Raw genomic sequence first — 25749 nt, forward strand, 5'->3', positions numbered from 1 at the left:
AGGCAGGTCCACTCGTCTCTGGTTCACACCTATTCCACCACCTGGAGGAGAAGTACATGGCGGAATACCGCACCCGGGAGCAAGCGGAGCAGTATCTGGCGCGAATCTTCAACCCAGACCGCAGATTTCACCTGTACGAACTGGACAGGGGCTGGCTGGTCCAGTCGATCCTCACCCAGGAGGAGATCGACTCGGGACGGGGCTTGGGAATGACGAGCCTGGTGATCGACGCGGACAACGGAGTGGTGTACCAGTATCCGAGCTGGAGCACGGACATGATCGCGGACGCGTTCCAGGAGGCGAAGCGGGCGGGCGAACGCCCGAAGGCCCTGCAGATCTATCCGCCTCAATGGCGGCTGAGCATCAGGCGCATCCAGGAGGATCCGAACACGATCCAGTACGACGTCCAGATCCAGTCCCTGACCGATCCCCCGCAGGAGAACGCCGAGTACCAACTGACGATCGACAAGACCACCTTCCGGTACCAGCCGCCGGCGCCGATGGCGGGCAACGTCATAGCGTGGGCGGAGATGCGGAGCAGTCAGGACGGGATCTGGCCGAGCGAGGGGACCTGGGAGATCTAGGGGAGAACGACGGGCAGGCGCCATCGGCCGATCCGCGTGCGGGCGACCACGAAACACCACACGCGGGCGACGGAATGACCGAGCAGGCTCCGAGGCTGCCCGAAGGACCCCGCCTGGAGGAACTGTTCGGCGCCGACGGCGACTACACCCCGCGTGCAGACGAATTCCGTGCTGCCACAGTTGAAGATCTTGGAATGGGTGACCTCGCGGATCTGCCGATCGAGGAGCGAACCCGCATCCAACAGGCACTGCAGGTAACGGCGATGGTGCCACCCGAACAGGTGCGATTCACCCAACGCAGTGTCAGCCGTGCGACCTCGGATGGATTGTCGATTCCCGATTTGGCGGATGCGATGGCCGCAGGTGGGTGGCGCGGTGGCCCCGTGCATGCAGTGACGTGGGCCGACGGACGTATCGCCAGCCTCGATAATCGCCGCGTAACCGCCGCGCGCATGGCAGGGCTCGACCACGTACCGACGGCGTTGCACGCTCCCACTGACCGATTGGCTGACTGGCCGCACGAGTGGGACTCCGATCGTCGTGCGCGTAATGCGCTCGGTGTCGATATTCGCGAACTGCCGGATGGCCGACTGCGAGTCGGTGGCGACGAAGGAGTCGTTCGATACCGCCGCGGCCAGGTAGCCGAGACGTGGGGCGAAATTGCCCTCTTCAGGGCAGCGGAGCAGCGCAGTCTATTGCCCGGCGAGCTCGGCGGCTCGGATGAGGCACCGGTCTACGCGGCGAAACCCGCCAGGGCAGTCGACGTGGAGCTGTCCGCGGACGAAGTGAATGAGATCGCAACGGCGGTTCGCGATGCACAACCTACTGCCGACCGAGTGCTGGATGATTTGCAAGGCATCCTCACCGAAGTGACCGATAGCCTCGGTCTGCGGTCGGATCCACCGGAGATGCGTGGCGAAGACCACCGAGTCAAATCGCCGGAATCGCTTGGGCGGAAGTACTTTACCGAGCGAATGCCCGAGGAGAGTGTCACGGGCTTTCTCGACCGGGTCAACGATGTTGTCCGTTTCTCCGTTCGGTTGCCGGAGGAGCGCTACCTCGAGTCGTTCGAGGCTACAATCGAACGATTGAAGGAGCATGGTTACGAGATGGTCGACATAAAGAATTTCTGGCGCGAGGGAAATCGCTACTACGGGATGAATACGACAGTCAGGACCCCTGAGGGGCGGCTGTTCGAGTTGCAGTTTCCGACCGATGCCAGTTGGCGGGCGAATAAACTGACCCACGAATACTACGAGGTGTTTCGGCGTTTGGACGAGCCGATCGAGCGTCGCGTACATGCACTTTTGAATACGCTTCAAATCAACAGCAATCTCGGTCTAGGTCAGAATCTACCAGCCCGCCAGGATGGCACACCTTCTCCTGTTGACACCGGGTTCGCCAAGTGGCTTAGGAAGAACCCAGATGAATGGCAAACCTACTTGATATGGCTTAACGAGAACGGGCGCTCATTAACCTGGGTGGTCGACCAATTCGGCCTCGATGTGCGAGCTCTGACGGGGGATGCGTTCTATCCCGGGAAGGAATAGGCATGCTTTATTACAAAGCTGTATGCGAGGGGGATTACGGCACGACGCGTCCCTTCACGATGTTCGTTACTACTGACAGATCGAACGACGCGCTTGTGTGGAATCAAGCTATCCAATCATGGCAATACGATCCGGCACGCGTTCGCGAATTCACCTCCGATCACCGAAATTGGGATCGGTACGAACCGGTTGACCGGTCCACGGCAGAGGACTTTTCGCGCCGTCTTGCGGTAGACGGCTCTGCGGCCAGTGAGTTGCCCAGTGAAGACTGGATCGAGTGGTTCTTTTCGTGGAAGGGTGATCCGCCCGAGCGCGAAGACGTCTCCTGGAATGACGATCTATATGTAAAAGAGGCGAAAGAGGCACAACAGCGCCGGTCCAGCGAATCCGACTGAACTGGGCAGCATATGGACGAGAGGTGTCGATCAAGCCGGGATGGGAGCGATGATGAACCTCGGTGGGTCCACTTTCGCTTCTGCAACCGGACGATGCGCCTTATCGAACCGCCCGGCGGGGTTGTATCGGGGCAGAAGCTATGTTTGCGTACGGGCTTGTTCGGGCCGGCTACGCCGGAGGATATCGACAAGGTGCTGAAGGCCGGCTCGGGTATGGGTTTCGTGGAGCTTTCAGAAGAGGAGTTCATACGCGAGACCGAGGATGCGCGTAGTTGCTATCTGCGAGGATCTGGCCCGATTTTCGATATCTATCGCGAAATCGACGCTGTTTACGATGAGGCGAAACAGTCTGGCCGGAAACTTGATTCGGTAGCGAGGGATCGCATTCTGTCTCTGTGTCGGCGAGCTTTCGACATGTGGGAAGTCGACGCGGCACGCCGGGCCGCCGGTTATCCGCCTTCTTTCGAATACGAACCGGTAGGCGCGTGACCGCGGCGAAGTTCGAACCCACAAGGTTCAACGGGGTTCGTTTGCTCATCTGACCGTCGGAAGAACGCGAGCCCGGCGGCGGCCGCAATTTCCCGGGCGACCTACCGCCGCGACCGTCCCATCCGTGACCACCCGAACAAACCCAGCGCGATCGCCAAGCCCAACGCGCCGATGATGCCGATCGTCCGCAGGTTCGAGTTGCCGTGGGTTGTTGTCGGCGCGGCGGCGGTCGGGGTGTCGTGGGCGGGTGGGGAGGCCAGGGCGACGTTGGTGTTCGAGTCCTCGCCGGTGTTGCGGTCGGGGAGGGAGCCGATGGCCGCGCCGGCGGGGAGGGCGAAGGCGTAGTCCAGGAGGCGGGCGGCCTGCTCCGGTGGGCGGATGGGCAGGACGTCGGCCTTGAGCAGGGTGACGACCAAGCGGTGGCCGCCCCGTTCGGCGGCGGTCACGAAGGTTTGTCGCGCGTCGTCGGTGTAGCCGGTTTTGCCGCCCAGGTCACCGTCGTAGTCGTAGAGCAGGTGGTTGTCGTTGGCGATCGGGAAGCCGGGGTAGTCCTTGTCGTCGGGGATCGCGGGGTTCGCGGGATAGCCCGGGAAGTCGTACTGCTCGGTGTGGATGATCGAGGCGAAGGTGGGGTTCTGCATGTCGTGGCGGAAGATCGTCGCCAGATCGTAGGCCGAGGTGCTCATCCCGGGGCCGTCCAGGCCGGAGGGGGTGGCGGCCCGAGTGTCCATGGCCCGCAACTGTTTCGCCATCGCGTTCATCTTCGCGATCGTGGCTTCGTCGCCGCCCAGTTGGGTGGCGATGGCGTGGGCGGCGTCGTTGCCGGAACACATCAGCAGCGCGTGGAACAGCTGGTCGTTGGTGTAGCGGCCACCGGGACCGATGCCGACGCGGGTGCCGTCGGCATTCGCGTCGTCCTGCGTGCCGATCACGACCTGGTTCGGGTCCAGTGCGGGGAGTGCGACGGCGGCCAGCAGCGTCTTGATCGTCGACGCGGGCCGGTAGCGGCCGTGCGGATCCTTGGCGGCCAGCACCTTGCCGGTGTCGAGGTCGGCCACCAGCCACGCGGTCGCCGAGATGTCGGCGGGCAGCGGTGGTGCTCCCGCCGGAACCACCACTCCGCAGCGCCCGAGTTTGTCGCCGCCGATCGGATCCGATGGCACCGGTAGCGGCGACGGCGTCGTACTGCCGGGCGCCGGCACCTCCGAGGTGTCGATCGGCGGCGGCGGAGCCGTCTTGTTCGGGCACGAATCCGTATTCGGCGTGGTGAACGGCGTAGGGGGCGGCGCGGGGGCCGCGGCTGCCACACCGAGCCCGGTGACCGTGGTGGCGCCCAGCAGCCCGGCAGTCAGTACGGCGCCCGCCAGCGCGCGGGATCGGCGGAAGCGGGCGGTGCGGGACAGGCGGGTGTTCATCGATATGCAGCTTATGCGGCGTGGCGCGATGGTGCCGCGAACACCCGCGGCCGGAGTATTGACAGAGACCATGAAATGAGAGTTACTATCAAAATATAGACACAACCAACTGAATGGACATGTCATGAACTTGCGGAGATCATCGGAATCGCCCGCACTCGCCGAGACCGCGGCGCGAGAGAACGCGACCGGCAGCCCGGAACCCAGCGGGCCGTCGGCAGCGAACCGCGAAGCGCACACTGCCGATGCGCCGGGCGCCGGGCGGGCGCGCTGGCTCGCCCTCGGTGCGCTCGCGCTCGCGATGCTCACCATCGGGCTCGACACCACCGTGCTGGTCGTCGCCCTGCCCACCATGGCCATCGACCTGCACGCGAATACCGCTGCGCTGCAATGGTTCACCACCGCCTACACGCTCGCGCTGGCCGCCGTGATGCTGCCGGCGGGTGCGCTCGGCGACCGCTACGGCCGCAAGAAGTTCCTGCTGGCGGCGCTGGTCGTCTTCGGCGGGGCGTCGCTGTGGTGTGCGCTGGCGACCTCGGCGGGGATGTTGATCGCCGCCCGCGCGGTATTGGGCATCGCGGCGGCCGCGATGATGCCGCTGTCGATGTCGGTGCTGCCCAGCCTGTTCCCGGCGCAGGCCGAACGCCAACGCGCGCTGACGATCTGGGTCAGCTCCACGGCCCTGGGTCTGCCGCTCGGCCCGATCGTGGGCGGCTGGCTGCTGAACCATTTCTGGTGGGGATCGGTCTTCTTGATCAACGTTCCCTTGGTCGTGGTCGGGCTGATCGCGGTGGCGCTCCTGGTCCCGGAGACCCGCAGCGATTCGGCCTTCCGCATCGATCTGCCGGGTGTGCTGCTCTCGGGCGCCGGCATGCTGGGATTCACCTACGGATTCATCCGCTTCGGCGAACAGGGGTGGGGCGACGGCGCGGCCTGGGCGGCGGTGGCCGCCGGTGCGGCACTGCTGGCCGGCTTCGTGTGGTGGCAACGGCGGATCGCGCATCCGCTGGTCGATATCGCACTGTTCACCAACCGTGGCTTCCGTTGGGGCACCGCGTATTCCGTCTTCGTGAACTTCGCGATGTTCGGCATGTTCTTCACGGTGCCGCAGTACTTCCAGGCGGTGCTCGGCGTCGATTCGCTCGGCAGCGGGCTGCGGTTGCTGCCGCTGATCGGCGGGCTGGTGGTCGGCACGCGCGCGGTCGACAAACTGCTGCCGAAACTCGGCGCGCGGATCGTGCTCAGCGGCGGCTTCCTGATCCTCGGCGCCGGTCTCGCCATGGGCGCCATGACCCAGGTGAGCAGCGGCTACGGCTACCCCGCCGCCTGGACCACGATCCTGGGCTTCGCGATGGGCCTGGTCATGCCGGCCGCGATGGGCATGGCGATGGGGCAACTCGGCGCCGAGCGCGCCGGCTCGGGATCGGCGCTGTTGCAGGCGCTGCGCCAGGCCGGCGGCACCATCGGCGTCGCGGTGCTGGGCACCGTCCTCGCCACGCAGTACCGCTCCGACCTGGGGTCCTACAACCACGAGCCGATATCGGACGGCGTGAACGCGGGCGTCGCGGTGGCCCGGGCCACCGGCAACGGTGACATGCTCGCCCACGTGCAGACGGCCTTCGTCTCCGGGATGGGCGCGATGCTGTGGCTGTGTGCGGGGGTGTGCGCGGTGGCGGCGCTGCTCGCCGCGATCCGGACCCGAAGCGGGGAGCCGGACCCGCACGCGCGCGCCGATGCGGGAGAATCGGTGCATGTCGGCTGAGTCGAAGGCACCCGCGCGGGCCCATTCCGGGGCGACCACATCGCCCCGGATGGGTCTGCGCGAACGCAAGAAGCAGCGCACCCGCCGCACCATCCGCGCCGAAGCGATGAAACTGTTTCAGCGACAGGGGTATTCGGCGACCACGATCGAGCAGATCGCCGAGGCCGCCGATATCTCGCCGAGCACGTTCTTCCGCTATTTCCCGTCCAAGGAACAGGTGGTGCTGGCCGACGACGTCGATCCGATCATGATCGACGCGCTCGAATCCCAGCCGCCGGAGCTGTCGCCGCTGGCCGCCTTCCGCCAGGCGATGCGCGACACCTTCGACAATCTGGACCCGCAGGACTGGCAGTTCGAACAGGACCGGATGAGGCTGATCTACAACGAGCCCGAGCTGCGCAGCGTGATCATGCAGGAGACCGAGCGCAACGTGGATCTGGTCTCCGCGCTGCTCGCCCGCCGAGTCGGCCGCGAACCGGGCGACTTCGAGGTCCGCGCCTTCTCCGGGGCGATGATCGGGGCGATGATGACCGCGTTCGGCCGGGAGGGGCTCGATCTGGACAAGATCGACCGGATCGTGGAATTCATGGAGGCGGGCATGCCGCTGGCGCCCCCTGCGGAATCCGGCGACTGACGGCAGCCCGTGCTCAGGACGTGGCCAGTTCGGCGGCCGCGCTGTCGTCGGTCATGGTGGCGAAGAATCCGCCGATCACGTCCTCGATCTCGGAAATCGACTCCGCGCAATACAGAATCGGCTGATAGTGCGTGATGTCGTAGGTGGCGGTGCCCATGTCGTGAATGTTCAGCGGACGCAGCCGGGCGTGCCGGAACTCTTCGATCTCACCGAACGAGGACAGCAGACCCGCACCGTAGCAACGCACTTCACCCTTCTCGCGCACCACGCCGAATTCCATGGAGAACCAGAACACGTCCGCCAGGAATTTCAGCGCCGCCTCGGTCTCCAGCCGGGCCACCGCGGCGCCCACTTCGGCATAGATCGCGGCGAACCGCGGCGACGCCAATTGATTTGCGTGCCCGATGATTTCGTGAATCGAATCGGGCTCCGGCGTGTACAGCGGTGCGGAATGATGGCGAATGTACTGGGTGGAGTGGAAAACTCGATCGGCGAACGAGCCGAAGAATTCCCGCAACGGCACCAGTCCTGCCGCCGGTACATACCGAAAACCGGTGAGCGGCACCAATTTCGCGGTCACCTCGTCCAACTGCGGAATGTGATCGGTGGGCAGGGCCAGCCGCCGCGCGCCGTCGAGCACCTCTGCCGACGCGTAGGTCCGATGTTTGCGCGTCAACTCCGCCGACACGATGCGCCACACCCGCTGCTCCTCCTCGGTGTAGTCGATGCGCGGCAGCGCCTCGCCCGCCCGATAGGCCAAGGCCAGCGCGGCGATAGCGTTGCGCCGCGCCCGATACTCCGGATCGTGCACACCCGGATGCTCGGCACTCAAATGCACCGTGACATCGCCGTCGCTACCCGTGGTAACCGGCGAATACAACTGAGCTTCGGTGAACATGCCTCCAGGCAAGCACCCCCACCCCGATCCGACAACAAACCCCCAGCAAACTGAGCAAATTGCCTAGGAAACGAAAAGCCGCCCGCATCGGGTGATGCGGGCGGCTTCGGTTCGGCTGCTACCTCAGGGCCGGGCGAACAGGAGGGCGCGCTTGACCTCCTGGATGGCCTTCGTGACCTCGATGCCGCGGGGGCAGGCGTCGGTGCAGTTGAAGGTGGTGCGGCAGCGCCAGACGCCTTCGACGTCGTTGAGGATGTCGAGACGCTCGCGGGCGCCCTCGTCGCGGCTGTCGAAGATGAAGCGGTGGGCGTTCACGATCGCGGCCGGACCGAAGTAGCTGCCGTCGCTCCAGTACACGGGGCAGGAGGTGGTGCAGCAGGCACACAGGATGCACTTGGTGGTGTCATCGAAGCGGTGCCGGTCGGTCTGGGACTGGATGCGCTCGCGGGTCGGCGCGTTACCCGAGGTGATCAGGTACGGCTTCACCGCGCGGAACGCGTCGAAGAACGGCTCCATGTTCACCACGAGGTCCTTCTCCACGGGCAGGCCGCGGATCGGCTCGACGGTGACGGTGAGCTCCTTGCCGTTCTTGGGCAGCATGTCGCGCATCAGCACCTTGCACGCCAGCCGGTTCACACCGTTGATGCGCATGGCGTCCGAACCGCACACACCGTGCGCGCAGGAGCGCCGGAAGGTGAGCGTGCCGTCCAGGTAGGACTTGATGTAGATGAGCACGTTCAGGAAGCGGTCGGTCGGCAGGACCGGCACCTGGAACGAATCCCAGTGCGCGCCCTTGTCGTCCTCCGGGTTGAACCGGGCGACCTTGACCGTCACCATGGTCGACCCGTCGGGCACGGGGGCCGGCTTCTGCCCGGCCGGGGCTTCGGCTACAGCAGTCATCAGTACTTACGCTCCATCGGCTCGTAACGGGTCTGCACGACCGGCTTGAAGTCGAGCTGGATGTCGGCGATCAGCTCCGCCGGCTTACCGGGCTCGACCTGCTTGTACGCCATGGTGTGGCGCATGAAGTTGACGTCGTCGCGGTCGGGGTAGTCCTCGCGGGCGTGGCCGCCGCGCGATTCCTTGCGGTTGAGCGCGCCCACGACGGTGACCTCGGCCAGCTCCAGCAGGAAGCCGAGTTCGACGGCCTCGAGCAGGTCGCTGTTGTAGCGCTTGCCCTTGTCCTGCACGGTGATGTGCTGGTAGCGCTCCTTGAGCGCGTGGATGTCGGTCAGCGCCGTCTTGAGGGTCTCCTCGGTGCGGAACACCGCGGCGTTGGCGTCCATGGTGACCTGCAGGTCGGTCCGGATGTCGGCGACCCGCTCGTTGCCGTGGTCGCTCAGCAGCAGCGCCAGCCAGTCCTGCACCATCTGCGCCGGGTTCTCCGGCAGCTCGACGAATTCGGTGCGGGCGGCGTACTCGGCGGCGGCGATACCCGAGCGGCGGCCGAACACGTTGATGTCCAGCAGCGAGTTGGTGCCCAGGCGGTTCGAGCCGTGCACCGACACGCAGGCGCACTCGCCGGCGGCGTACAGGCCGGGGACCACGTCGGTGTTGTTGCGCAGCACCTCACCGCGGATGCGAGTCGGGATACCGCCCATCACGTAGTGACAGGTCGGCATGACCGGCACCGGCTCCTTCACCGGGTCCACACCCAGGTAGGTGCGGGAGAACTCGGTGATGTCGGGCAGCTTCTCCTCGAGCACGTCCTCACCGAGGTGGGTCACGTCGATGAAGACGTAGTCCTTGTTCGGGCCGCCACCGCGTCCCTCGAGGACCTCCTTGACCATCGACCGGGCCACGATGTCGCGGGGCGCGAGGTCCTTGATGGTGGGGGCGTAGCGCTCCATGAAGCGCTCACCGGAGGCGTTGCGCAGGATGCCGCCCTCACCGCGGACGGCCTCGGAGATCAGGATGCCCAGGCCGGCCAGGCCCGTCGGATGGAACTGGTGGAACTCCATGTCCTCCAGCGGCAGTCCCTTGCGGAACACGATCGCCATACCGTCGCCGGTCAGCGTGTGCGCGTTGGAGGTGGTCTTGTACATCCGGCCGGAACCGCCGGTGGCGAAGATGATCGCCTTGGCGTGGAAGACGTGGATCTCACCGGTGGCCAGCTCGTAGGCGACCACGCCGGTGGCGACCGAACCGCGGTCGGTCTCGGTCATCACCAGGTCGAGCACGTAGAACTCGTTGTAGAACTCCACGTCGTGCTTGACGCAGTTCTGGTAGAGCGTCTGCAGGATCATGTGGCCGGTGCGGTCGGCGGCATAGCAGGCGCGGCGCACGGGCGCCTTGCCGTGGTCGCGGGTGTGACCGCCGAAGCGACGCTGGTCGATCTTGCCCTCGGGCGTCCGGTTGAACGGCAGGCCCATCTTCTCCAGGTCCAGCACCGCGTCGATGGCCTCCTTGGCCATGATCTCCGCGGCGTCCTGGTCGACCAGGTAGTCACCACCCTTGACGGTGTCGAAGGTGTGCCATTCCCAGTTGTCTTCTTCGACGTTGGCCAGCGCGGCGCACATACCGCCCTGAGCCGCGCCGGTGTGGCTGCGGGTCGGGTACAGCTTGGTCAGCACGGCGGTGCGAGCCCGGGGGCCGGCCTCGATCGCCGCGCGCATCCCCGCGCCACCGGCACCGACGATGACCACGTCGTAGCGGTGTTCCTGGACAGAACGAGATTCACCGACGACTGGAATTCGTTCGCTGCGCTCACTCATCGCGGAGGCGTTCCTAACTGATGTTGGGGTCGAAGGTGAAGATGACGTAGGTGCCCACGCCCATGATCAGGATCATGGCGACGGCCAGCAGGGTCTTCAGCCAGAAGCGGGTGGAGTCCTTGCGGGAGTAGTCGTCGATGACCGTGCGCAGGCCGTTGCCACCGTGCAGCTGCGCCAGCCACAGCATGGCCAGATCCCAGCACTGCCAGAACGGGCTGGCCCAGCGGCCGGCCACGAAGCCGAAGTTCAGCCGCTTCACGCCGCCGTCGAGCATCAGCATGATCGTCATGTGGCCCAGCACCAGCACGATCAGCAGCAGGCCGGAGAAGCGCATGAACAGCCACGCGTACTTCTCGAAGTTGTTGCCGGAGGAACGGCGCGGGGTGCGCGGCGAGTCGAGGCTGGCGGGCCGGTCGTAGGACTTGCCGAGAACAGGTGCGGTCATATCAGTGCTCCGTCAGCAGGTAGAAGAACTGGCGGCCGACGCCGGCGGCGGAGACCAGAACCCAGATGGTGAGCACGATCCACAGCATCAGGCGCTGGTACTTGGGGCCCTTGGACCAGAAGTCCACCAGGATGACGCGGACGCCGTTGAGCGCGTGGAACAGCACGCAGACGACCAGGCCCATCTCCATGAGGGCCACGACCGGGTTCTTGTAGGTCTCGATGGCCCGGTCGTAGGTGTCCGGGCTGACCCGCACCAGAGCGGTGTCGAGTACGTGGACGAACAGGAAGAAGAAGATCGTGACACCGGTGATCCGGTGCATCGCCCAGGACCACATACCCGGGTCGCCGCGGTACAGGGTCTTCCGCTTCGGCTGGGCCGGAGCTTCCAGTGTGGTCGTCATAGAGTGCGGTGCCTCCAACGTCGTTGATGGACACGCCGGCGAGCCGGCAGTCGGATCCGGTCGCAGCTTCGGCATACGCCGAGCATGTGAATCTGGAGAAACACCAGCTCATCTCGGGCGCTGACATCCGGAGGCGGTGGCCGGCGGTGCGTTGCCAAACCTGGACCGATCTGTGGAGAACTCTAATCCCCGGCGATTCGCGGAACTAATTCGGCGTGCCGTGCGTTGACCCTCCGAGCGGGGAGTTAGGTTTGCCTTGCCTGAATATTCGACAGCGTCACGATGCCATTTCTACGCTGTCATATCTACCATTCGAGCGGAGGTCCGATATGCCGGAAATTGATTGGGATTCCCTGCGTCACAACGCATTTCGAGTAATGCGTAATGCGTATGCACCGTACTCCGGCTTTCCGGTCGGCGCCGCCGCTCTCACGGCCGGCGGTTCCATTGTGAGCGGTTGCAATGTGGAAAATGTCTCATACGGGCTCGGCGTCTGCGCCGAAACTGTACTCATCGGTAACTTTTGTTCTGCCGGCGGCGGCCGTTTGCTGGCGATCGCGGTCTGTGATTCGCACGGGGAAATCCTGATGCCCTGCGGACGGTGCCGGCAGGTGCTCTACGAGCACGGCGGGCCGGAACTGCTCGTCGACCATCGCGACGGCCCGGTTCCGCTGGCGAGGTTGCTGCCGGACGCCTTCGGGCCGGACGATCTGGCCGCCGGCCGGACATGATGTGAATTTCCGCACCCCGAACGGGATCTGGAAGGCTTTTCGCCATGACCCATACGGCGGTGTCGGTGATCGCGGCCAAGCGCGACGGTGCGGAACTCGACGACGAGCAGATCGACTGGGTGGTCGACGCGTTCACCCGTGGCGAGGTCGCCGACGAACAGATGTCGGCCCTGGCGATGGCGATCGTGCTGCGCGGCATGACCCGCCGCGAACTCGACCGGTGGACCGCCGCGATGATCGCCTCCGGCCGGCGGATGGATTTCACGGACCTGCCCCGGCCGACCGTCGACAAACACTCCACGGGCGGGGTCGGCGACAAGATCACCCTGCCGCTGGCGCCGCTCGTGGCCGCCTGCGGGGCGGCGGTCCCGCAGTTGTCGGGCCGCGGCCTGGGCCACACCGGCGGAACTCTGGACAAACTGGAGTCGATTCCGGGCTGGCGTGCAGATCTGGACCCCGCGCGGATGCGCTCGATCCTCACCGATCCGGAGATCGGCGCGGTGATCTGCGCGGCCGGGGCCGATCTGGCGCCGGCCGACAAGCGCTTGTACGCGCTGCGCGATGTGACCGGCACGGTGGAATCGGTTCCGCTCATCGCCAGTTCGATCATGAGCAAGAAGATCGCCGAGGGGACCGGCGCGCTCGTCCTGGACGTGAAGGTCGGCAGCGGCGCGTTCATGAAGAACTTCCGCGACGCCACCGAATTGGCCACGGCCATGGTCGAATTGGGGACCGACGCCGGAGTGCGGACCGTCGCATTGCTGACGGCGATGGACACTCCGCTGGGGAATACGGCGGGCAATGCGCTCGAGGTCGCCGAAGCGGTGGAGGTGCTGGCCGGGGGCGGCCCGGCGGATGTCGTCGAACTGACGGTCGCCCTGGCGCGAGAAATGGTGGCGCAGGCAGGAATTCACGATGTCGACCCCGCCGACGCACTGGCCGACGGCCGTGCGATGGATCGCTGGCGGGCGATGATCGGGGCCCAGGGCGGCGATCCCGATGCGCCACTGCCGCGGGCGCTGCACACCGAAACCCTGGTGGCGCAGGAGTCGGGCGTCCTCACCCGGCTGGATGCGATGGCGGTCGGCCTCGCCGCCTGGCGGCTCGGCGCTGGACGCGCGCGTCAGGGCGATCCCGTCCAGTTCGGCGCGGGCATCGAAATGCATTGCAAGCCGGGTGATTCGGTGACAGCCGGGAAGCCGCTGTTCACGCTGCACACCGATTCCGAAGCGGCCGTTCCCGCGGCGATCGCGGCACTGCGGGCGGGATTCGACATCGGGCCGGTCGCGCCGGTCGCGCATCCGCTGATCCTCGGCCGGATCGGGCTCTGAGCCGGTATCGATGACCTGTCTATTGTGCCAATAACTAACGGCACGTCGTCTGGGTTGCTATTCTGTGCTCGCACGACCGCAGAATCCGGCTGGTAGCACCGCCTGCGTGCGGACGGCATTCGATTGCCTAGCGAAGGACGTGTGCTCGTGGGTGCTGTCGCTCTCGGACTCATCTTCGTGTTCATCCTGGCCGCCGGCGGATTACGGTCCGTCGAGGTCGGCTGCCAGAACACGCAGAAATTCCATCTGAAGAACATGTGGCTGTGCGCGGTGGTGTCCTACGCCGTCGCGCTGGCCGGATTTTCCGTCTTCCTCGTGATCTCGACCGTGGTCTCACACTCGCCGTGGCCGACATGGGCCGACGTGGAACGGATGCCCTGGTGGGCGCCGTTCGGTGGGCTGATCGGCGGTGTCGCGGTGCTCGGCATGATCACCGTGGCCAAATATGTCGGTGTCGCCACCTTCAACGCCGTCGTCATCGTGGCCGAAATGCTGGTCGCGCTGGTGATGGACGACGTGGGTGCGATGGGGTTCGCCGAACGGCACGCGACCCCGCCCCGCCTGCTGGCAGCCGCGCTGATCGCCGTCGCCGTCTATCTCATGGCCGGCGATTCCCGTGAGGCCGAGCCCCGGCAACCCGAATTCGTGCCGGCGGGGGAGGCGGTGCGATGACCGCCCGCACCGCAGTCCGGCCTGCGACCCTCGGCCGCGGGGCGATGATTCTCGTCTTCGTCCTGATGCTCGTCGGCGGCGCCCTGCGCTCGGTCGAGGCCGGATGCCAGAACTCACTGAAACTCGCCCTGCACAACGTCTTTCTGTGCGGCGTGATCTCCTACGCGGTGGCGCTCGCCGGTGTCGGCGCGATATTCGCTGTGACACTGGCGATTTCACCGCGTCAGCCGTGGCCGTCCCGGGCGGATCTGAAGGCGATGCCACGGTGGGCTCCCTTCGGCGGGCTCACCGGCGGCGCCGCCATCTTCGCGATGATCACCGTGGCCTCCAGCGTCGGAGTCAGCACGTTCAATGCCCTGATCATCGCCGGTCAGATGCTGCTCGCCGTGGTCATGGACCACTTCGGCGTCATGGGGTTCCCGCGCCGGCCGGTCAGCGCGCAACGACTGGCGGGCTGTGCGCTGATCGTCGTGGGCGCCTATCTGATGGCGAAGTACTGAGCCGGGTCCGGCTACGCGCGGGCGACCATCGGGCAACGACAGCCCGGCGGGTAGATGCACACCGGGGCAAGTTGCCTGCGCGGGCCCGCGAATGCGGATAGCGTCGTTACATGACTGGACCGATGCCTTTGACTCTCGCCTCGATCCGCCAGGCCCCCAAGGCCGTGCTGCACGACCATCTCGACGGTGGCCTGCGTCCCGCGACCGTGCTCGAACTGGCCGAGGATTGCGGATACGACCAGCTACCCGCCACCGATGCGGAGGCGCTGGCGCACTGGTTCCGCGAAGCGGCCGACAGCGGATCGCTCGAGCGCTACCTCGAGACCTTCGCCCACACGGTGGCGGTGATGCAGACGCCGGAGGGGCTGCGGCGAGTGGCCCGCGAATGCGCGCTGGATCTGGCCGCCGACGGCGTGGTGTACGCCGAGGTCCGCTTCGCGCCCGAACAGCATCTCGAACGCGACCTCACCCTCGACGAGGTCGTCGAGCACACGCTGGCCGGGTTCCACGAGGGGGAACGGCTGGCCGCCGAAGCCGGCACTCCGATCCGGGTGACCTGCCTGCTCACCGCCATGCGGCACGCCGCCCGCTCCCGTGAGATCGCCGAACTGACGGTGCGCTTCCGGGACCGCGGCGTCGGCGGATTCGACATCGCCGGCGCCGAGGCGGGGTATCCGCCCTCGCGGCATCTGGACGCCTTCGAATACATGCGGGCCAATTGCGCGCAGTTCACCATTCACGCCGGGGAGGCGTTCGGACTGCCGTCGATCCACGAGGCGCTGGCGTTCTGCGGCTGCGATCGGCTCGGGCACGGGGTGCGGATCACCGACGACATCTTCGACAGCGACGGCGCCGAACCCACCCTCGGGCTGGTGGCCAATTACGTGCGCGACAAGCGGATTCCGCTCGAGCTGTGCCCCTCGTCGAATGTGCAGACCGGCGCGGTGCCGGCACTGGACAAGCATCCGTTCGACCTGCTGGCCCGGTTGCGGTTCCGGGTCACGGTCAACACCGACAACCGGCTCATGAGCGATACCGACATGAGCCGCGAGATGCTGAAGCTGGTGGAAACCTTCGGCTACGGCTGGAGCGATCTGGAACGGTTCACCATCAACGCCATGAAGTCGGCGTTCATCCCGTTCCCGGACCGGCTGCGCATCATCGACGAGGTGATCAAGCCCGGTTACGCCGTGCTGATCGGATGACGACCGCGCCTCGGGAGCCGGCTAGCCCTTCTCCAGCCGGTTCTCGAAGGCCTGTTCCAGGGCCCGCCAGCTCTCGGCCTCGGCGGTGAACGGCGGACTCGGCGCCAGCCGGGTCGGGTCCGGCTCCAGCAGATAGGAGACGTACCAGCCCAGCGGCGTCGACTTCGCCAGCGCCTGCTCGACCGAGTCGTCGCCGACGTAATCGGCTGCGTCGGTGAACAATTCGACCGCCAGATCGAGCTGATCGATGTCGACCGACTTGGGGCCCTGCCCCAGATCGTCGGCCAGCCCCGGCAGCACGTAGACGTTCTCCTCGGTGACCTCGACCTCGAGCGATCCGTCGACCGCCGCCGTGCGGACCTCACCGTAGGTGCTGACCCGCGCCAGATCGTGGTCGTGATCGTCGGCCAGGTAGCGGGCCAGCGCGCGTTCGGAGGGGAAGACGGTGATGGTGCCGTTGCTGCCGAGGAACACCGGCTCGTCGTCCAGATAGCAACGCAGGGTGAAGAATTCGCCCTCGGAGGTGACGATCTTGACCGGGTCGATGCCGACCTCGTGCCAGAAGGTCTCCTCTTCGTCCTCGTCGTCTTCCTCGTCGGTGTCCTCGTCCTCGTCGAGGTCGACCGGTTCGATGTCGTCGTCGTCGGTGTCGGCGACGTCCTCGGCATCGACGACGTTCTCCTCGGCGGCCAGTAGTTCCGCCTCGGCCACGGCCAGCGCTTCGGCATCGACCTCGGGTGAGGCCACCACCGAATCGATGGCGTCGACGACCTGGTCCCAGTCCTTGGCGATCGCGTTGCCGACCTGATCCCACAGCTGTTCGCCGTCGCGGCCCACGAACGCGGTCACCCCCGCCGGCAGTGCGCCGAGGACGGGGTGCGAGCCGAAGAACTTGGTGACCACCTCGAGTTCGCACACCTCGCCGATGGTGCGGACCATCTCGAGGGTCTCTTCCAGTTCGGCGATGGTCTCCGGGTCGGGTTCACCGGCCGCGAGCTCCGGGACGCCGACCAGATCGAAGACGTGCTCCTCCTGGGGCTCCAGCTCGGCGGCGGACAAACCGACGACGACCTTCCAGGACGGATGGTCCACGAGATCGTTGTCGTCGTTGGTCCGGATGAACGCGGCGAGCTCCGCGGGGGAGTCGAATCCGTAGAGCTCGTCCTCGTGACCGAGGAATGCCTCCCACTCGTCGTCACCGTCTCGCCAGCGCGGTGCCCACAGGGTGACCAGATCGCCGTCGGTGAGACCGAGCTCGATCGGGACGATGTCTCCAGAAGCCATGAACGGAAGCCTATCGAGCCGTTGCCTTCGGCACTATTCGGCCCGCCCCCCAACGTTTCCCGATTCGGGTGCGGTGAAGGCGGAATTCAGGGTGGCGACCACCTCGGAGCGCTGCTCTCCCGCATTCTGCGCAGCTTGCTGGCACGCCCAGATGATCAACTGGCCCACCTCGGCCGGAGAATGCGAGGTGACGGCCTCGGACAGATCCAGGCCCACCAGGGCGCCGTCGCTGTCGACCTCGACGCTCACCGAACCGTCCTCGGCGGTGAAACGACCGCGCACGTTCTTGAGGTTGTAGAGCGCGGCCTCGAGGGCCTCGAGTTTATTGGTCGCCGCGGCGACGAGGGCATCCATTTCCGCGCTCACAATGCGTCCTTTCCGGCATACGCGCTGACGCTCATACGGGCCTCATCCAGCTGGTGGGTCCGGTGTCCTCGTCGTCCATGCGATCGAGTTCGTCGACGGCTTCCTGGCGGGTGGGCAGGCCCAGTTTGTCCAGGATCTCGGTGGGCATGCCGGATTCGGCGAGCAGTTCGCGCCGGCGGGCCTTGGCGACGATCGCCGACCGCTTGGTCAGCCGCAGGATCTCTGCGGCCAAAGCCTGTGCGCCGTAACGGTATTCGCTGCGCTCGAATTTGATCTCCACCGGAATGCCCTGATCGGTGGCCCGCACGCTGATGGTGCCGGCGCGATTGGTGCTGGCGGCGACCGTGACGCTCGGGATCTGCTGCTGCGGCTGGCTCATGACGTCGGCCTGTAGAACCCGTGGAACGCCATTCCCATGTTCTCCGTTCGAATCGAGTCGATCTGCACCGGATCACCGGCCTCGACCATCTGTCCGTTACCGACGACCATCGCGACGTGACCGTCCCAGATGGCCAGATCGCCCGGCATGACATCGCCCGGGCTCACCGGGGTCGCGCCGGCGCTCTGATCGCAGGCGAGGCGGGGCAGATCGACGCCGGCCTCGCCGTAGGCCCACTTGGTCAGGCCGCTGCAGTCGAGCCCGGCCCCGGGGGTATTACCGCCCCAGACGTACGGCGTGCCGCAGGCGCTGATCGCCGCCTTGACCGCGGTGGCGGCCTTCTGATTGGGCGCCTCGACCTGGCTGCCGTCGGGCAGGGTGATCATGACGCCGCCGTGGCGGCCGGGCTTGTCGGCACCGGACTGCTGAGCTCCGGGGGTTTTCGTCGCACCCGAGCTCGATCGCGACTGCGTCGCCGCCGAGGCCGGGCTGGTCATGCTGCTCATCATCGAACCGCCGCTCGACACCAGCCCGCCGAGCAGTGAACTGGCCGTCTGCGCGCCGGTGCTCAGCGCGGGCGCGGCGACCGAGGCCGCGGCCACCGGAGTACCCGACATGGACGGCGTCGGCGGGGGCGGAGTCAGTTCGGTCATCGAGGTGGTGTGCGTGTCGAGGTCCGACCGCACCCGGCCGACCACACTCAGGGCCTGGCCGAAATGGTCGATCGCGGAGTTGACCACGGTGATCAATCCCGGAGGAGTCGTCAGCGCGGGCCCCAGCGCCGTCACCGACTGCACGAACGACTGGACGATTCCGTCGAGTTCCTTCTGCCCCGTCTGCACCGTGGCGGCGGCCTGGCTGACCACGTCGGCCATATCGTTGCCGCGATCCGACATCGTGGCTGCCGAGGTCTGCACCTTGAGCGCCTTGTCCATCGCGGCGTCGCCACCACCGCCGTTCCAGGCGTTGGTCATCTGATTGATGCTCGCGCTGCCGGCCTGGTGGATTCCGTCGAGGTGGGTGGACACCCGGCGCAGCGCGTCGGCGGGGCCGCCGGCCGGCAGCACACCGGAACCGAAGCTGGTGAGCAGATCGATGAGTGGTTGGGCGAGTGCGTCGAGATCGATGACGCCCGTCATCCGATCGGGCCTTCCGCGGCGCGCAATGCGGCGGCGTGGGCGGCGTCGGTTTCGGAGTAGGTGGCGGCGGCGCCCGTCGCGGCGGCCCCCACACTGCCCATCACCGCGGACAATTCGCCGATCCCCGCGACATGCCCGGCATGGGCAGCGGCATAGGCAGCGACGAAATCGCCCCCCACCAGTCCGAAGATCGGGCCGAGCAGGAGCGGGTCGGCCCCGGCGGCGCCCGCCGCGGCAACACCCATTTCACCGGCCAGTCCCGCGGCTGTGGCACCGTAGGCGGCGACGCCCTCGGTGTCGACCGAGATCTTGTGCATCAACATCCCCCATCGTGCTGGTCTGGTGGCAGATTACGTCATCCGAGTAGTTCGACGCATGCTCCTGCGCAACGGTTCCCACTCCGGTTGCGGAAATCCGCCCTCGGTTGGCGAATTCGAAGCCCGACAGACCTTATCGTTCCCTCATGCGTACGCATATCGTGGAACACCCGCTGACGGCCACCCTCCTGACGGCCATGCGCGATGCCCGCACCTCCAACGCGGGTTTCCGGGCGGCACTGGCCGATCTGACCGGATTCCTCGTCTACGAAGCACTGCGGGAAGCCCCGACGCACACCTTCGACATCGACACCCCGGTCGCGCCGACCCGGGGCACCCGGCTCGCGAAACCACCACTGCTCGTTCCGGTGTTGCGCGCCGGCCTCGGCATGGTCGACGCCGCCAGTGCGCTGATCCCGGAATCCCGCGTGGGTTTCGTCGGCGTGGCGCGCGACGAGCAGACCCATCGTCCGGTGCCGTACATGGAGTCGCTGCCCGCGGATCTGTCGGGCCTACCGGTCTTCGTTCTCGATCCGATGCTGGCCACCGGCGGATCCATGCGCCACACCCTGGAACTGCTGTGCGCCCGCAACGCCACCGACATCACCGCAGTCTGCGTCGTTGCCGCCCCGGAAGGTATTGCCGCGCTGGAGAAATCGGGCCTGCCGGTGCGATTGGTGACCGCCGCGGTCGACTCCGGACTCAATGCCGACGCCTTCATCGTGCCGGGGCTCGGCGACGCCGGGGACCGGCAATTCGGTCCGCGCCACGACTGAGGTCGCCCGCCGCTGGGCAGCGCAACGATGGTGCGCGCGGGTCACCGATCCGGCGTGACAGCCCGAAGCCGGGCCGAACCGCCGACGATCGCGCGGTGGTTTGCGCCGGAGCGGATCCCGGCGCGGAATGGGGTCGGGCGGCTCAGCGGCTCACAAATTTTCGCAGAAGTCACGGAGCGCCGAGAGTCGCTCTGCTGCAACCGCTTTCGATCGGGCCAGTGCGTCGCGGTCGCGAACCGGTTCGACGACCTCCAGATAGCATTTGAGTTTCGGCTCGGTACCCGAGGGACGGACGACGATGCGCTGCCCCTCGCCCTCGAAGACCAAGGCGTCGGTCCGCATCCGGCCGCGAACCGTCGACAGATCGGTGCAGGTGACGGGAACGCCCGCGATGATGTCGGGCGGCGTATCGCGCAGGCGGGCAACGGCGTGCGCGGCGGCCGCCGGATCGGCCGGTCGCAGCGACACCTGGTCGCCGGCGTGCAGGCCGAACTCCACGGCGTAGTCGTCGAGGACGTCGAGCAGGGAACGCCCCTGCTCCCGCAGCCGAGCGGTGAGGTCGGCGGCGGCCACGGCGGCGGTGATGCCGTCCTTGTCGCGCACGGCGGCCGGGTCGACGCAGTGGCCGATGGCCTCCTCGTAGGCGTACACGAGCCCCGCACCGGCGCGGGCGAGCCACTTGAAGCCCGTGAGCGTTTCGGCGTAACGGGCGCCGAGTGCGGGCGCGAGCTTCCCGAGCAGCCGGGACGACACGACGGTGGTCGCCACCAGTGCGTCCGGCGCCGTATTGCGCAGCACGTAATCGGCCAGTAGTACGCCTGTTTCGTCGCCGCGCAGCATGCGCCACCCGTCCGGTCCGGGCACCGCGATCGCGCAGCGATCGGCATCGGGGTCGAGGGCGACGGCCAGGTCCGCATCGATCTTCTCCGCCAGAGCCAGCAGCAGATCCGCGGCGCCCGGTTCTTCGGGATTCGGAAATGCCACGGTCGGGAAGTCGGGATCGGGGTTGAATTGCTCGTCGACCACGTGGACGTCCGGGAATCCGGCGGCGGCGAGCGCGGCCACCGCCGTCTCGCCGCCCACGCCGTGCATGGGCGTCAGCGCGATACGAATATCAGGGCGCGGCAGCGTCATTCGGTCGCCGTCGGGTTCACCGGCGTGGCGTGCCGCGTGGTCCGCATGGACCGGAACCGTTCGCGCGCCGCCGATCGTCTCGGGCACGGCGGCGGCTCGCGCCAGATAGCGGCGAACGAGTTCCTCGCCGAGGTCGGCGCGGGTGGCATCGGCCGGCAGCGACAGGATCGACGGCGAGGGGGCGTCGTTCGCCGGATCGGTGCGCGCGATCGGTTCGGTGACCGCATCGATGCAGCGTTCGATCTCGGCGTCGGCGGGCGGGATCAGCTGCGAACCGCCGTCCAGGTAGAGCTTGTAACCGTTGTCCGTGGCGGGGTTGTGGGACGCGGTGATCTGCACGCCGGCCACCGCCCCCAGCTCCCGTACCGCGAACGCCACGATCGGCGTCGGCAGCGGGCGTGGCAGCAGCAGTACCGAAAAGCCCGCTGCCGCGAACACTTCCGCGGTGACGGTGGCGAACTCCGCGGAGCCGTGGCGGGCGTCGCGGCCGACGATCACCAGGCCGCCGCCCAGGCAGCGGTCCCGAAGCCAGGCCGCCACACCGGCGCTCGCGCGCGCCACCGTGCCGACATTCATCCCGTCCGGCCCGTCCTGCAGGGGGCCGCGCAGACCTGCCGTTCCGAATCGCAACATGGTGCCCGCCTACAGCCGTTCCAGCACACCGCGCAGCAGTTTGCCCAATCTCGGTGCGGCGGCCTGCCCTTCGGCGAGCACCTCCTGATGCGACAACGGCGCGCCGGTCACGCCTGCGGCCAGATTGGTCACCAGCGAAATGCCCAGCAGCCGCAGGCCCAGCGAGCGGGCCGCGATCGCCTCCAACACGGTCGACATGCCGACCAGATCGGCGCCCATGGCGCCCAGCATGCGGATCTCGGCGGGTGTCTCGTACTGCGGACCGTTGAGGCCCGCGTAGACGCCCTCGGTCAGCGAGGGGTCGATTTCCCTTGCCAGCGTGCGCAATTCGGGATCCCAGGCATCGACCATGTTCACGAACGCGGCGCCGGTGAGCGGGGTGCGCCCGGTGAGATTGAGGTGATCGTTGATCAGTACCGGCTCGCCGACCCGCAGGCCCGGGCGGATCCCGCCCGCGGCGTTGGTGAGGATCACCGTTTCCGCACCCGCCGCGGCCGCCGCGTGGACCGCGTGCACCACCCGGTGCGGTTCGTAACCCTCGTAGAGGTGCTGGCGGCCCATCATCAGTAGCACCGGCACCTCGCCGACCTGCACCGAATGCACGATGCCCTGATGTCCCTGGGCCGTCGGCGGTTCGAAGCCGGGCAGTTCGGTCATCGGAATCGATGCCCGCGGCGCCCCGATCTCGGTGGCGGCGGACTGCCAGCCGGATCCGAGTACCACCGCGACCCGATGACGCGTGACTCCCGTACGTGTGGCGATCGCCTCGGCGGCCTGTTCGGCAAGCATGCGCCCACGATAGTGCGCCGACGGGCCGGTTGTGCGCGTCGCGGGCCGGACACGGGTGCCGCCGCCGGGCGCGGTCGGCGGGGCGAGGGCAGGATGGTGCCGTGCGTGAACTCGTGGTCCTCGGGACGGCCAGTCAGGTGCCGACCCGCCGGCGCAATCACAACGGATATCTGTTGCGCTGGGACGGTGACGGCCTGCTGTTCGACCCCGGCGAGGGGACGCAGCGGCAGATGCTGTTCGCGGGGGTTTCGGCGAGTGGCATCACCCGGATCGGGCTGACCCATTTCCACGGTGATCACTGCCTCGGCCTGCCCGGGGTGCTGGCGCGGCTCAATCTGGACCAGGTCACCCATCCGGTCGACATCTGCTTCCCGGGATCGGGCGCGGAACTGCTCACACATCTCCGCGGCGTGGTGCCCGACTTTCCCGGTCTGCGCGAGCATCCGATCGATGCGGACGGCCCGGTGCCGCTGCCGGACGCGCCGTTCACCTTCGAGGCGGTGCGGCTGTCGCATCGCATCGACACCTTCGGCTATCGGCTCGTCGAACCCGACAGCTATCGGATCCTGCCGGAGCGGCTCGCCGAATTCGGCCTGGCGGGTCCGCTGGTCGGGACGCTGCAGCGCGAAGGCGCGGTCCGGCTGCCCGACGGTCGCAGGGTCACCGTGGACGAGGTGTCGGTGCCGCGGCCCGGGCAACGCTTCGCCTTCGTGATGGACACCCGAATGTGTTCGGGCGTAGCGGAATTGGCCGAAGGCGCCGATATGCTCGTCATCGAGGCGACCTTCCTGGAGGCCGAGGCGCAACTGGCCGACGATTTCGGCCACCTCACCGCCGGGCAGGCGGCACGCGTGGCCGCGGAGGCAGGGGTGCGAACGCTCGTGCTCACCCATTTCTCGCAGCGCTACGGCGATCTGGCCGGGCACCGGGCGGAGGCGCAGCGGTATTTCGACGGGGACCTGGTGATCGCCGAGGACCTGATGCGGGTGCCGCTCCCGCCGCGTCGCTGACCTGTGCACCAGCGGTGATCACAACCCGCCGGTAACTTGGCCGGGGGTGTGATGCGGGCGTTCATTCGGAGCTGCATATTCTCTGCGTATGCCGTACTTGGACCGTGACGGGGACGTATTCGTGCTCTACCTCGGCAACGAGGGTCAGACCGACAGCGAGAACCGCTTCCATCCCGACTGGATCGACGCCATCCACGCGAAACTGGACGAGGTCGAGGCTGCCGAGGGGCCGGCGGCGCTGGTCACGGTGGCCACCGGAAAATTTTTCAGCAACGGCCTGGACACCGACTGGCTGTTCGGCAACATGGACAGGATGCACTGGTACCTGGACCGGGTGCACACCGTCTTCAGCCGGCTGCTGGCCTTCGAGATGCCGACCGTCGCCGCGTTGAACGGGCACGCCTTCGGCGCCGGCGCCATGCTGGCCACCTCGCACGACTTCCGGGTGATGCGCTCGGATCGCGGGTACTGGTGCCTGCCCGAGGTCCATCTGGGAATGCCGTTCACGGTGGCGATGAACGCGCTCGTCACCGAGCGGCTGACCAATCAGGTGGCGCTCGAGGCGATGACCACCGGCCGCCGCTACAGCGCCGCCGACGCGATCGCCGCGGGCATCGTCGACGAGGCGGCCGAGGCCGACGGTGTGCTGGCCGCGGCGGTCGCGCGGGCCGCGGCACTGACCGGCAACCGCAAGCCGAATCTGCCGGTTATCAAGCGTGCGCTGCACGGACGGGCGCTCGCGGGCCTGAATACCCCGACGACACCGGAAAATCTCGCCTTCGGCTCCTGAACACCCGATGATCATCGCGTGGCGCAGAGTGCGAGACTGTGTGCCATGCCACGCAGCGGGGACGAACGCAGCTGGAGTCGCACGGACCGGTCGGCGCACCGGGCCGCGGCATCCGGCTGCGCCCCCGCCGACGCCCCCCGTGCCGACGCCGATGATCTCCGTGCCGACGAGGCCGATGCCTCGGTGGACCCGGCGGATCCGGCCCTGCTCGCCGCCGCCGATGCCGCCGTCACGGCGGCCGAATCGGAACTGATCGCCCTCTCGCATTCCATCCACGCCGAACCCGAGCTGGCATTCGCCGAGCACCGCAGTGTGGCCAAGACACTGGCACCGCTGCGCGAGCGCGGGTTCGCGATCGAGATGCCGGTCGCGGACCTGGAGACCGCCTTCGTCGCCACCTTCGGCAGCGGCGAGCTGGTGGTGGGCATCTGCGCCGAATACGACGCGCTGCCCGAGATCGGTCACGCCTGCGGCCACAACATCATCGCCGCGGCCGCGGTGGGCGCGGGGCTGGCGCTGGCCGAGGTGGCCGATCGGTGCGGTCTCACCGTGAAGGTGTTCGGCACGCCGGCCGAGGAGAGCGGCGGCGGCAAGGTGCTGATGCTCGAGCGCGGCGTCTTCGACGGGGTCGCGATGGCCCTGATGGTGCATCCGGGTCCGCTGGACATCGTGGGTGCGCGGTCGCTGGCCCTGGCCGATCTGTCGGTGTCCTTCCACGGCCGCGAAGCACATGCCAGCGCCGCGCCGGAGTACGGCCGCAACGCCGGGGACGCCGCCACCGTCGCGCAGGTCGCGCTGGGTCTGCTCCGTCAGCATCTGCGCCCCGGCCAGCAACTGCACGGTATAGTCGAAACGGGCGGTGTTGCCCCGAATATCGTGCCCGGCCATGCGGAACTGTTGTATTACCTGCGGGCAGACAATTCCGCATCCCTCGACGATCTGCTGCAGCGCGCCTCGGCCTGCTTCGAGGCGGGAGCGCTGGCAACCGGATGCACTCATGAAATCCGGGCGCTGGCGCCCACATATACCGAGCTCACGCCGGATTCCGCACTACTGTGTGCTTACCGCGAGCAGATCATCGGTATGGGTCGCATGCCGCTCGCGCCGGAACTCGAGGCAGCACGGCCGCTGGGCAGTACCGATATGGGCAATGTCACCAACGTCATTCCCGGCATCCACCCGGTTATCGGTATCGAGGCGAACGGCGCGGTGACACACCAGCGGGAGTTCGCCGCGGCCTGTGTGACGCCGTCGGCCGATCTCGCGGTGACCGACGGGGCGCGGGCGCTCGCCCGTACCGCAATCCAGGTTGCGGGCGATCAACTACACAGGGACAGGTTGTTGGAGCGCAGTATTCAGCGACAGGAGGAAATTCGGTGAGCACGATCGGCCGGTCATCACCGG

General features: G+C 67.2%; 27 protein-coding genes. 14 read left to right on the forward strand and 13 right to left on the reverse strand.

Annotation, left to right across the window (positions count from 1 at the left end; all coding sequences use genetic code 11):
• The first annotated feature begins 56 nt into the window (after positions 1-56).
• The 3 genes from RJ03_RS39235 (at position 57) to RJ03_RS05150 (ending at position 3018) form a co-directional block, all read left to right on the forward strand.
• Entirely contained in the window at positions 57-584 is a 528-nt protein-coding gene (locus RJ03_RS39235; protein ID WP_036498387.1) for an SUKH-4 family immunity protein, read from the forward strand.
• Between the two features lie 1552 nt (positions 585-2136).
• Entirely contained in the window at positions 2137-2529 is a 393-nt protein-coding gene (locus RJ03_RS36960) for a hypothetical protein (RefSeq protein WP_157121693.1), read from the forward strand.
• A gap of 93 nt (positions 2530-2622) precedes the next feature.
• Complete coding sequence (locus RJ03_RS05150; protein WP_036498391.1) at positions 2623-3018, forward strand: hypothetical protein; 396 nt, start codon at positions 2623-2625, stop codon at positions 3016-3018.
• 101 nt (positions 3019-3119) lie between these two features.
• Here RJ03_RS05150 and RJ03_RS05155 read toward each other — a convergent pair whose 3' ends face one another.
• Positions 3120-4433, reverse strand: coding sequence for a D-alanyl-D-alanine carboxypeptidase family protein (locus RJ03_RS05155; RefSeq protein ID WP_051024338.1), 1314 nt, complete (start codon positions 4431-4433; stop codon positions 3120-3122).
• 301 nt (positions 4434-4734) lie between these two features.
• Between RJ03_RS05155 and RJ03_RS05160 the strand changes: the two genes are divergently transcribed.
• Both RJ03_RS05160 and RJ03_RS05165 read left to right on the forward strand, forming a co-directional pair.
• Positions 4735-6195, forward strand: a complete 1461-nt coding sequence (locus tag RJ03_RS05160; RefSeq protein WP_036498444.1) for an MFS transporter — start codon at positions 4735-4737, stop codon at positions 6193-6195.
• 49 nt (positions 6196-6244) lie between these two features.
• Complete coding sequence (locus RJ03_RS05165) at positions 6245-6829, forward strand: acyl-CoA-like ligand-binding transcription factor (protein ID WP_036498392.1); 585 nt, start codon at positions 6245-6247, stop codon at positions 6827-6829.
• Between the two features lie 13 nt (positions 6830-6842).
• Here RJ03_RS05165 and RJ03_RS05170 read toward each other — a convergent pair whose 3' ends face one another.
• The 5 genes from RJ03_RS05170 to sdhC form a co-directional block, all read right to left on the reverse strand.
• The gene (locus RJ03_RS05170) at positions 6843-7727 is read right to left on the reverse strand and encodes a phenylalanine 4-monooxygenase (protein ID WP_036498393.1); all 885 of its coding nucleotides are present in this window, start codon (positions 7725-7727) and stop codon (positions 6843-6845) included.
• A gap of 123 nt (positions 7728-7850) precedes the next feature.
• A complete protein-coding gene (locus tag RJ03_RS05175; protein ID WP_036498394.1) occupies positions 7851-8627 on the reverse strand; it encodes a succinate dehydrogenase iron-sulfur subunit in 777 nt (258 codons plus the stop codon).
• Entirely contained in the window at positions 8627-10441 is a 1815-nt protein-coding gene (gene sdhA / locus RJ03_RS05180) for a succinate dehydrogenase flavoprotein subunit (protein ID WP_051024340.1), read from the reverse strand. Before sdhA ends, RJ03_RS05175 begins: the two co-directional genes overlap by 1 nt.
• 13 nt (positions 10442-10454) lie before the next feature.
• Positions 10455-10886, reverse strand: coding sequence for a succinate dehydrogenase hydrophobic membrane anchor subunit (locus RJ03_RS05185; protein WP_030513572.1), 432 nt, complete (start codon positions 10884-10886; stop codon positions 10455-10457).
• A 1-nt stretch (position 10887) separates the two neighbouring features.
• Positions 10888-11289 (reverse strand): succinate dehydrogenase, cytochrome b556 subunit, encoded by a 402-nt coding sequence (gene sdhC, locus RJ03_RS05190; RefSeq protein WP_051024341.1) that lies wholly within the window; start codon positions 11287-11289, stop codon positions 10888-10890.
• A 329-nt stretch (positions 11290-11618) separates the two neighbouring features.
• Here sdhC and RJ03_RS05195 point away from each other — a divergent pair, with 329 nt between their 5' ends.
• The 5 genes from RJ03_RS05195 to RJ03_RS05215 all read left to right on the forward strand — a co-directional run bounded on the left by RJ03_RS05195 (position 11619) and on the right by RJ03_RS05215 (position 15728).
• Positions 11619-12020, forward strand: coding sequence for a cytidine deaminase (locus RJ03_RS05195; protein ID WP_036498395.1), 402 nt, complete (start codon positions 11619-11621; stop codon positions 12018-12020).
• 44 nt (positions 12021-12064) lie between these two features.
• Complete coding sequence (locus RJ03_RS05200) at positions 12065-13351, forward strand: thymidine phosphorylase (protein WP_036498396.1); 1287 nt, start codon at positions 12065-12067, stop codon at positions 13349-13351.
• A 147-nt stretch (positions 13352-13498) separates the two neighbouring features.
• The gene (locus tag RJ03_RS05205; protein WP_157163351.1) at positions 13499-14023 is read left to right on the forward strand and encodes a DMT family transporter; all 525 of its coding nucleotides are present in this window, start codon (positions 13499-13501) and stop codon (positions 14021-14023) included.
• On the forward strand, positions 14020-14523 hold the full coding sequence (locus tag RJ03_RS34815; protein ID WP_051024342.1) for a DMT family transporter: 504 nt from the start codon (positions 14020-14022) through the stop codon (positions 14521-14523). The genes RJ03_RS05205 and RJ03_RS34815 overlap by 4 nt, the downstream gene beginning before the upstream one ends.
• A 110-nt stretch (positions 14524-14633) precedes the next feature.
• On the forward strand, positions 14634-15728 hold the full coding sequence (locus RJ03_RS05215) for an adenosine deaminase (protein WP_036498398.1): 1095 nt from the start codon (positions 14634-14636) through the stop codon (positions 15726-15728).
• Between the two features lie 21 nt (positions 15729-15749).
• Here RJ03_RS05215 and RJ03_RS05220 read toward each other — a convergent pair whose 3' ends face one another.
• The 5 genes from RJ03_RS05220 to RJ03_RS05240 are packed head-to-tail and all read right to left on the reverse strand — an operon-like array spanning position 15750 to position 19213.
• On the reverse strand, positions 15750-17012 hold the full coding sequence (locus RJ03_RS05220; RefSeq protein ID WP_036498399.1) for a SatS C-terminal domain-containing protein: 1263 nt from the start codon (positions 17010-17012) through the stop codon (positions 15750-15752).
• Between the two features lie 33 nt (positions 17013-17045).
• Positions 17046-17378 (reverse strand): YbaB/EbfC family nucleoid-associated protein, encoded by a 333-nt coding sequence (locus tag RJ03_RS05225; protein WP_030513580.1) that lies wholly within the window; start codon positions 17376-17378, stop codon positions 17046-17048.
• A gap of 31 nt (positions 17379-17409) precedes the next feature.
• Complete coding sequence (locus tag RJ03_RS05230) at positions 17410-17757, reverse strand: hypothetical protein (protein ID WP_036498400.1); 348 nt, start codon at positions 17755-17757, stop codon at positions 17410-17412.
• Positions 17754-18896 (reverse strand): NlpC/P60 family protein, encoded by a 1143-nt coding sequence (locus RJ03_RS05235; protein WP_036498401.1) that lies wholly within the window; start codon positions 18894-18896, stop codon positions 17754-17756. Before RJ03_RS05235 ends, RJ03_RS05230 begins: the two co-directional genes overlap by 4 nt.
• Positions 18893-19213 (reverse strand): type VII secretion target, encoded by a 321-nt coding sequence (locus RJ03_RS05240; protein WP_036498448.1) that lies wholly within the window; start codon positions 19211-19213, stop codon positions 18893-18895. Before RJ03_RS05240 ends, RJ03_RS05235 begins: the two co-directional genes overlap by 4 nt.
• Positions 19214-19359: 146 nt before the next feature.
• Here RJ03_RS05240 and upp point away from each other — a divergent pair, with 146 nt between their 5' ends.
• A complete protein-coding gene (upp, locus tag RJ03_RS05245) occupies positions 19360-19989 on the forward strand; it encodes a uracil phosphoribosyltransferase (protein WP_036498402.1) in 630 nt (209 codons plus the stop codon).
• A gap of 150 nt (positions 19990-20139) precedes the next feature.
• Here upp and RJ03_RS05250 read toward each other — a convergent pair whose 3' ends face one another.
• Together RJ03_RS05250 and RJ03_RS05255 are read right to left on the reverse strand one after the other, a co-directional pair.
• Complete coding sequence (locus RJ03_RS05250; RefSeq protein WP_051024343.1) at positions 20140-21756, reverse strand: phospho-sugar mutase; 1617 nt, start codon at positions 21754-21756, stop codon at positions 20140-20142.
• Between the two features lie 9 nt (positions 21757-21765).
• Positions 21766-22545 carry a purine-nucleoside phosphorylase gene (locus tag RJ03_RS05255; RefSeq protein WP_036498403.1) on the reverse strand — a complete coding sequence of 260 codons (780 nt, stop codon included), beginning with the start codon at positions 22543-22545 and terminating at the stop codon, positions 21766-21768.
• A 101-nt stretch (positions 22546-22646) separates the two neighbouring features.
• On the opposite strand from RJ03_RS05255, the gene RJ03_RS05260 reads away from it, so the two are divergent.
• The 3 genes from RJ03_RS05260 (at position 22647) to RJ03_RS05270 (ending at position 25725) form a co-directional block, all read left to right on the forward strand.
• Positions 22647-23555, forward strand: a complete 909-nt coding sequence (locus RJ03_RS05260; protein ID WP_036498404.1) for a ribonuclease Z — start codon at positions 22647-22649, stop codon at positions 23553-23555.
• A gap of 88 nt (positions 23556-23643) precedes the next feature.
• A complete protein-coding gene (locus tag RJ03_RS05265; RefSeq protein ID WP_036498405.1) occupies positions 23644-24345 on the forward strand; it encodes an enoyl-CoA hydratase-related protein in 702 nt (233 codons plus the stop codon).
• 204 nt (positions 24346-24549) lie between these two features.
• On the forward strand, positions 24550-25725 hold the full coding sequence (locus RJ03_RS05270) for a M20 family metallopeptidase (protein ID WP_036498450.1): 1176 nt from the start codon (positions 24550-24552) through the stop codon (positions 25723-25725).
• The last annotated feature ends 24 nt before the right edge of the window (positions 25726-25749 follow it).

The sequence above is a fragment of the Nocardia aobensis NBRC 100429 genome, from assembly GCF_000308375.1.
GTDB classification, from domain to species: domain Bacteria; phylum Actinomycetota; class Actinomycetes; order Mycobacteriales; family Mycobacteriaceae; genus Nocardia; species Nocardia aobensis.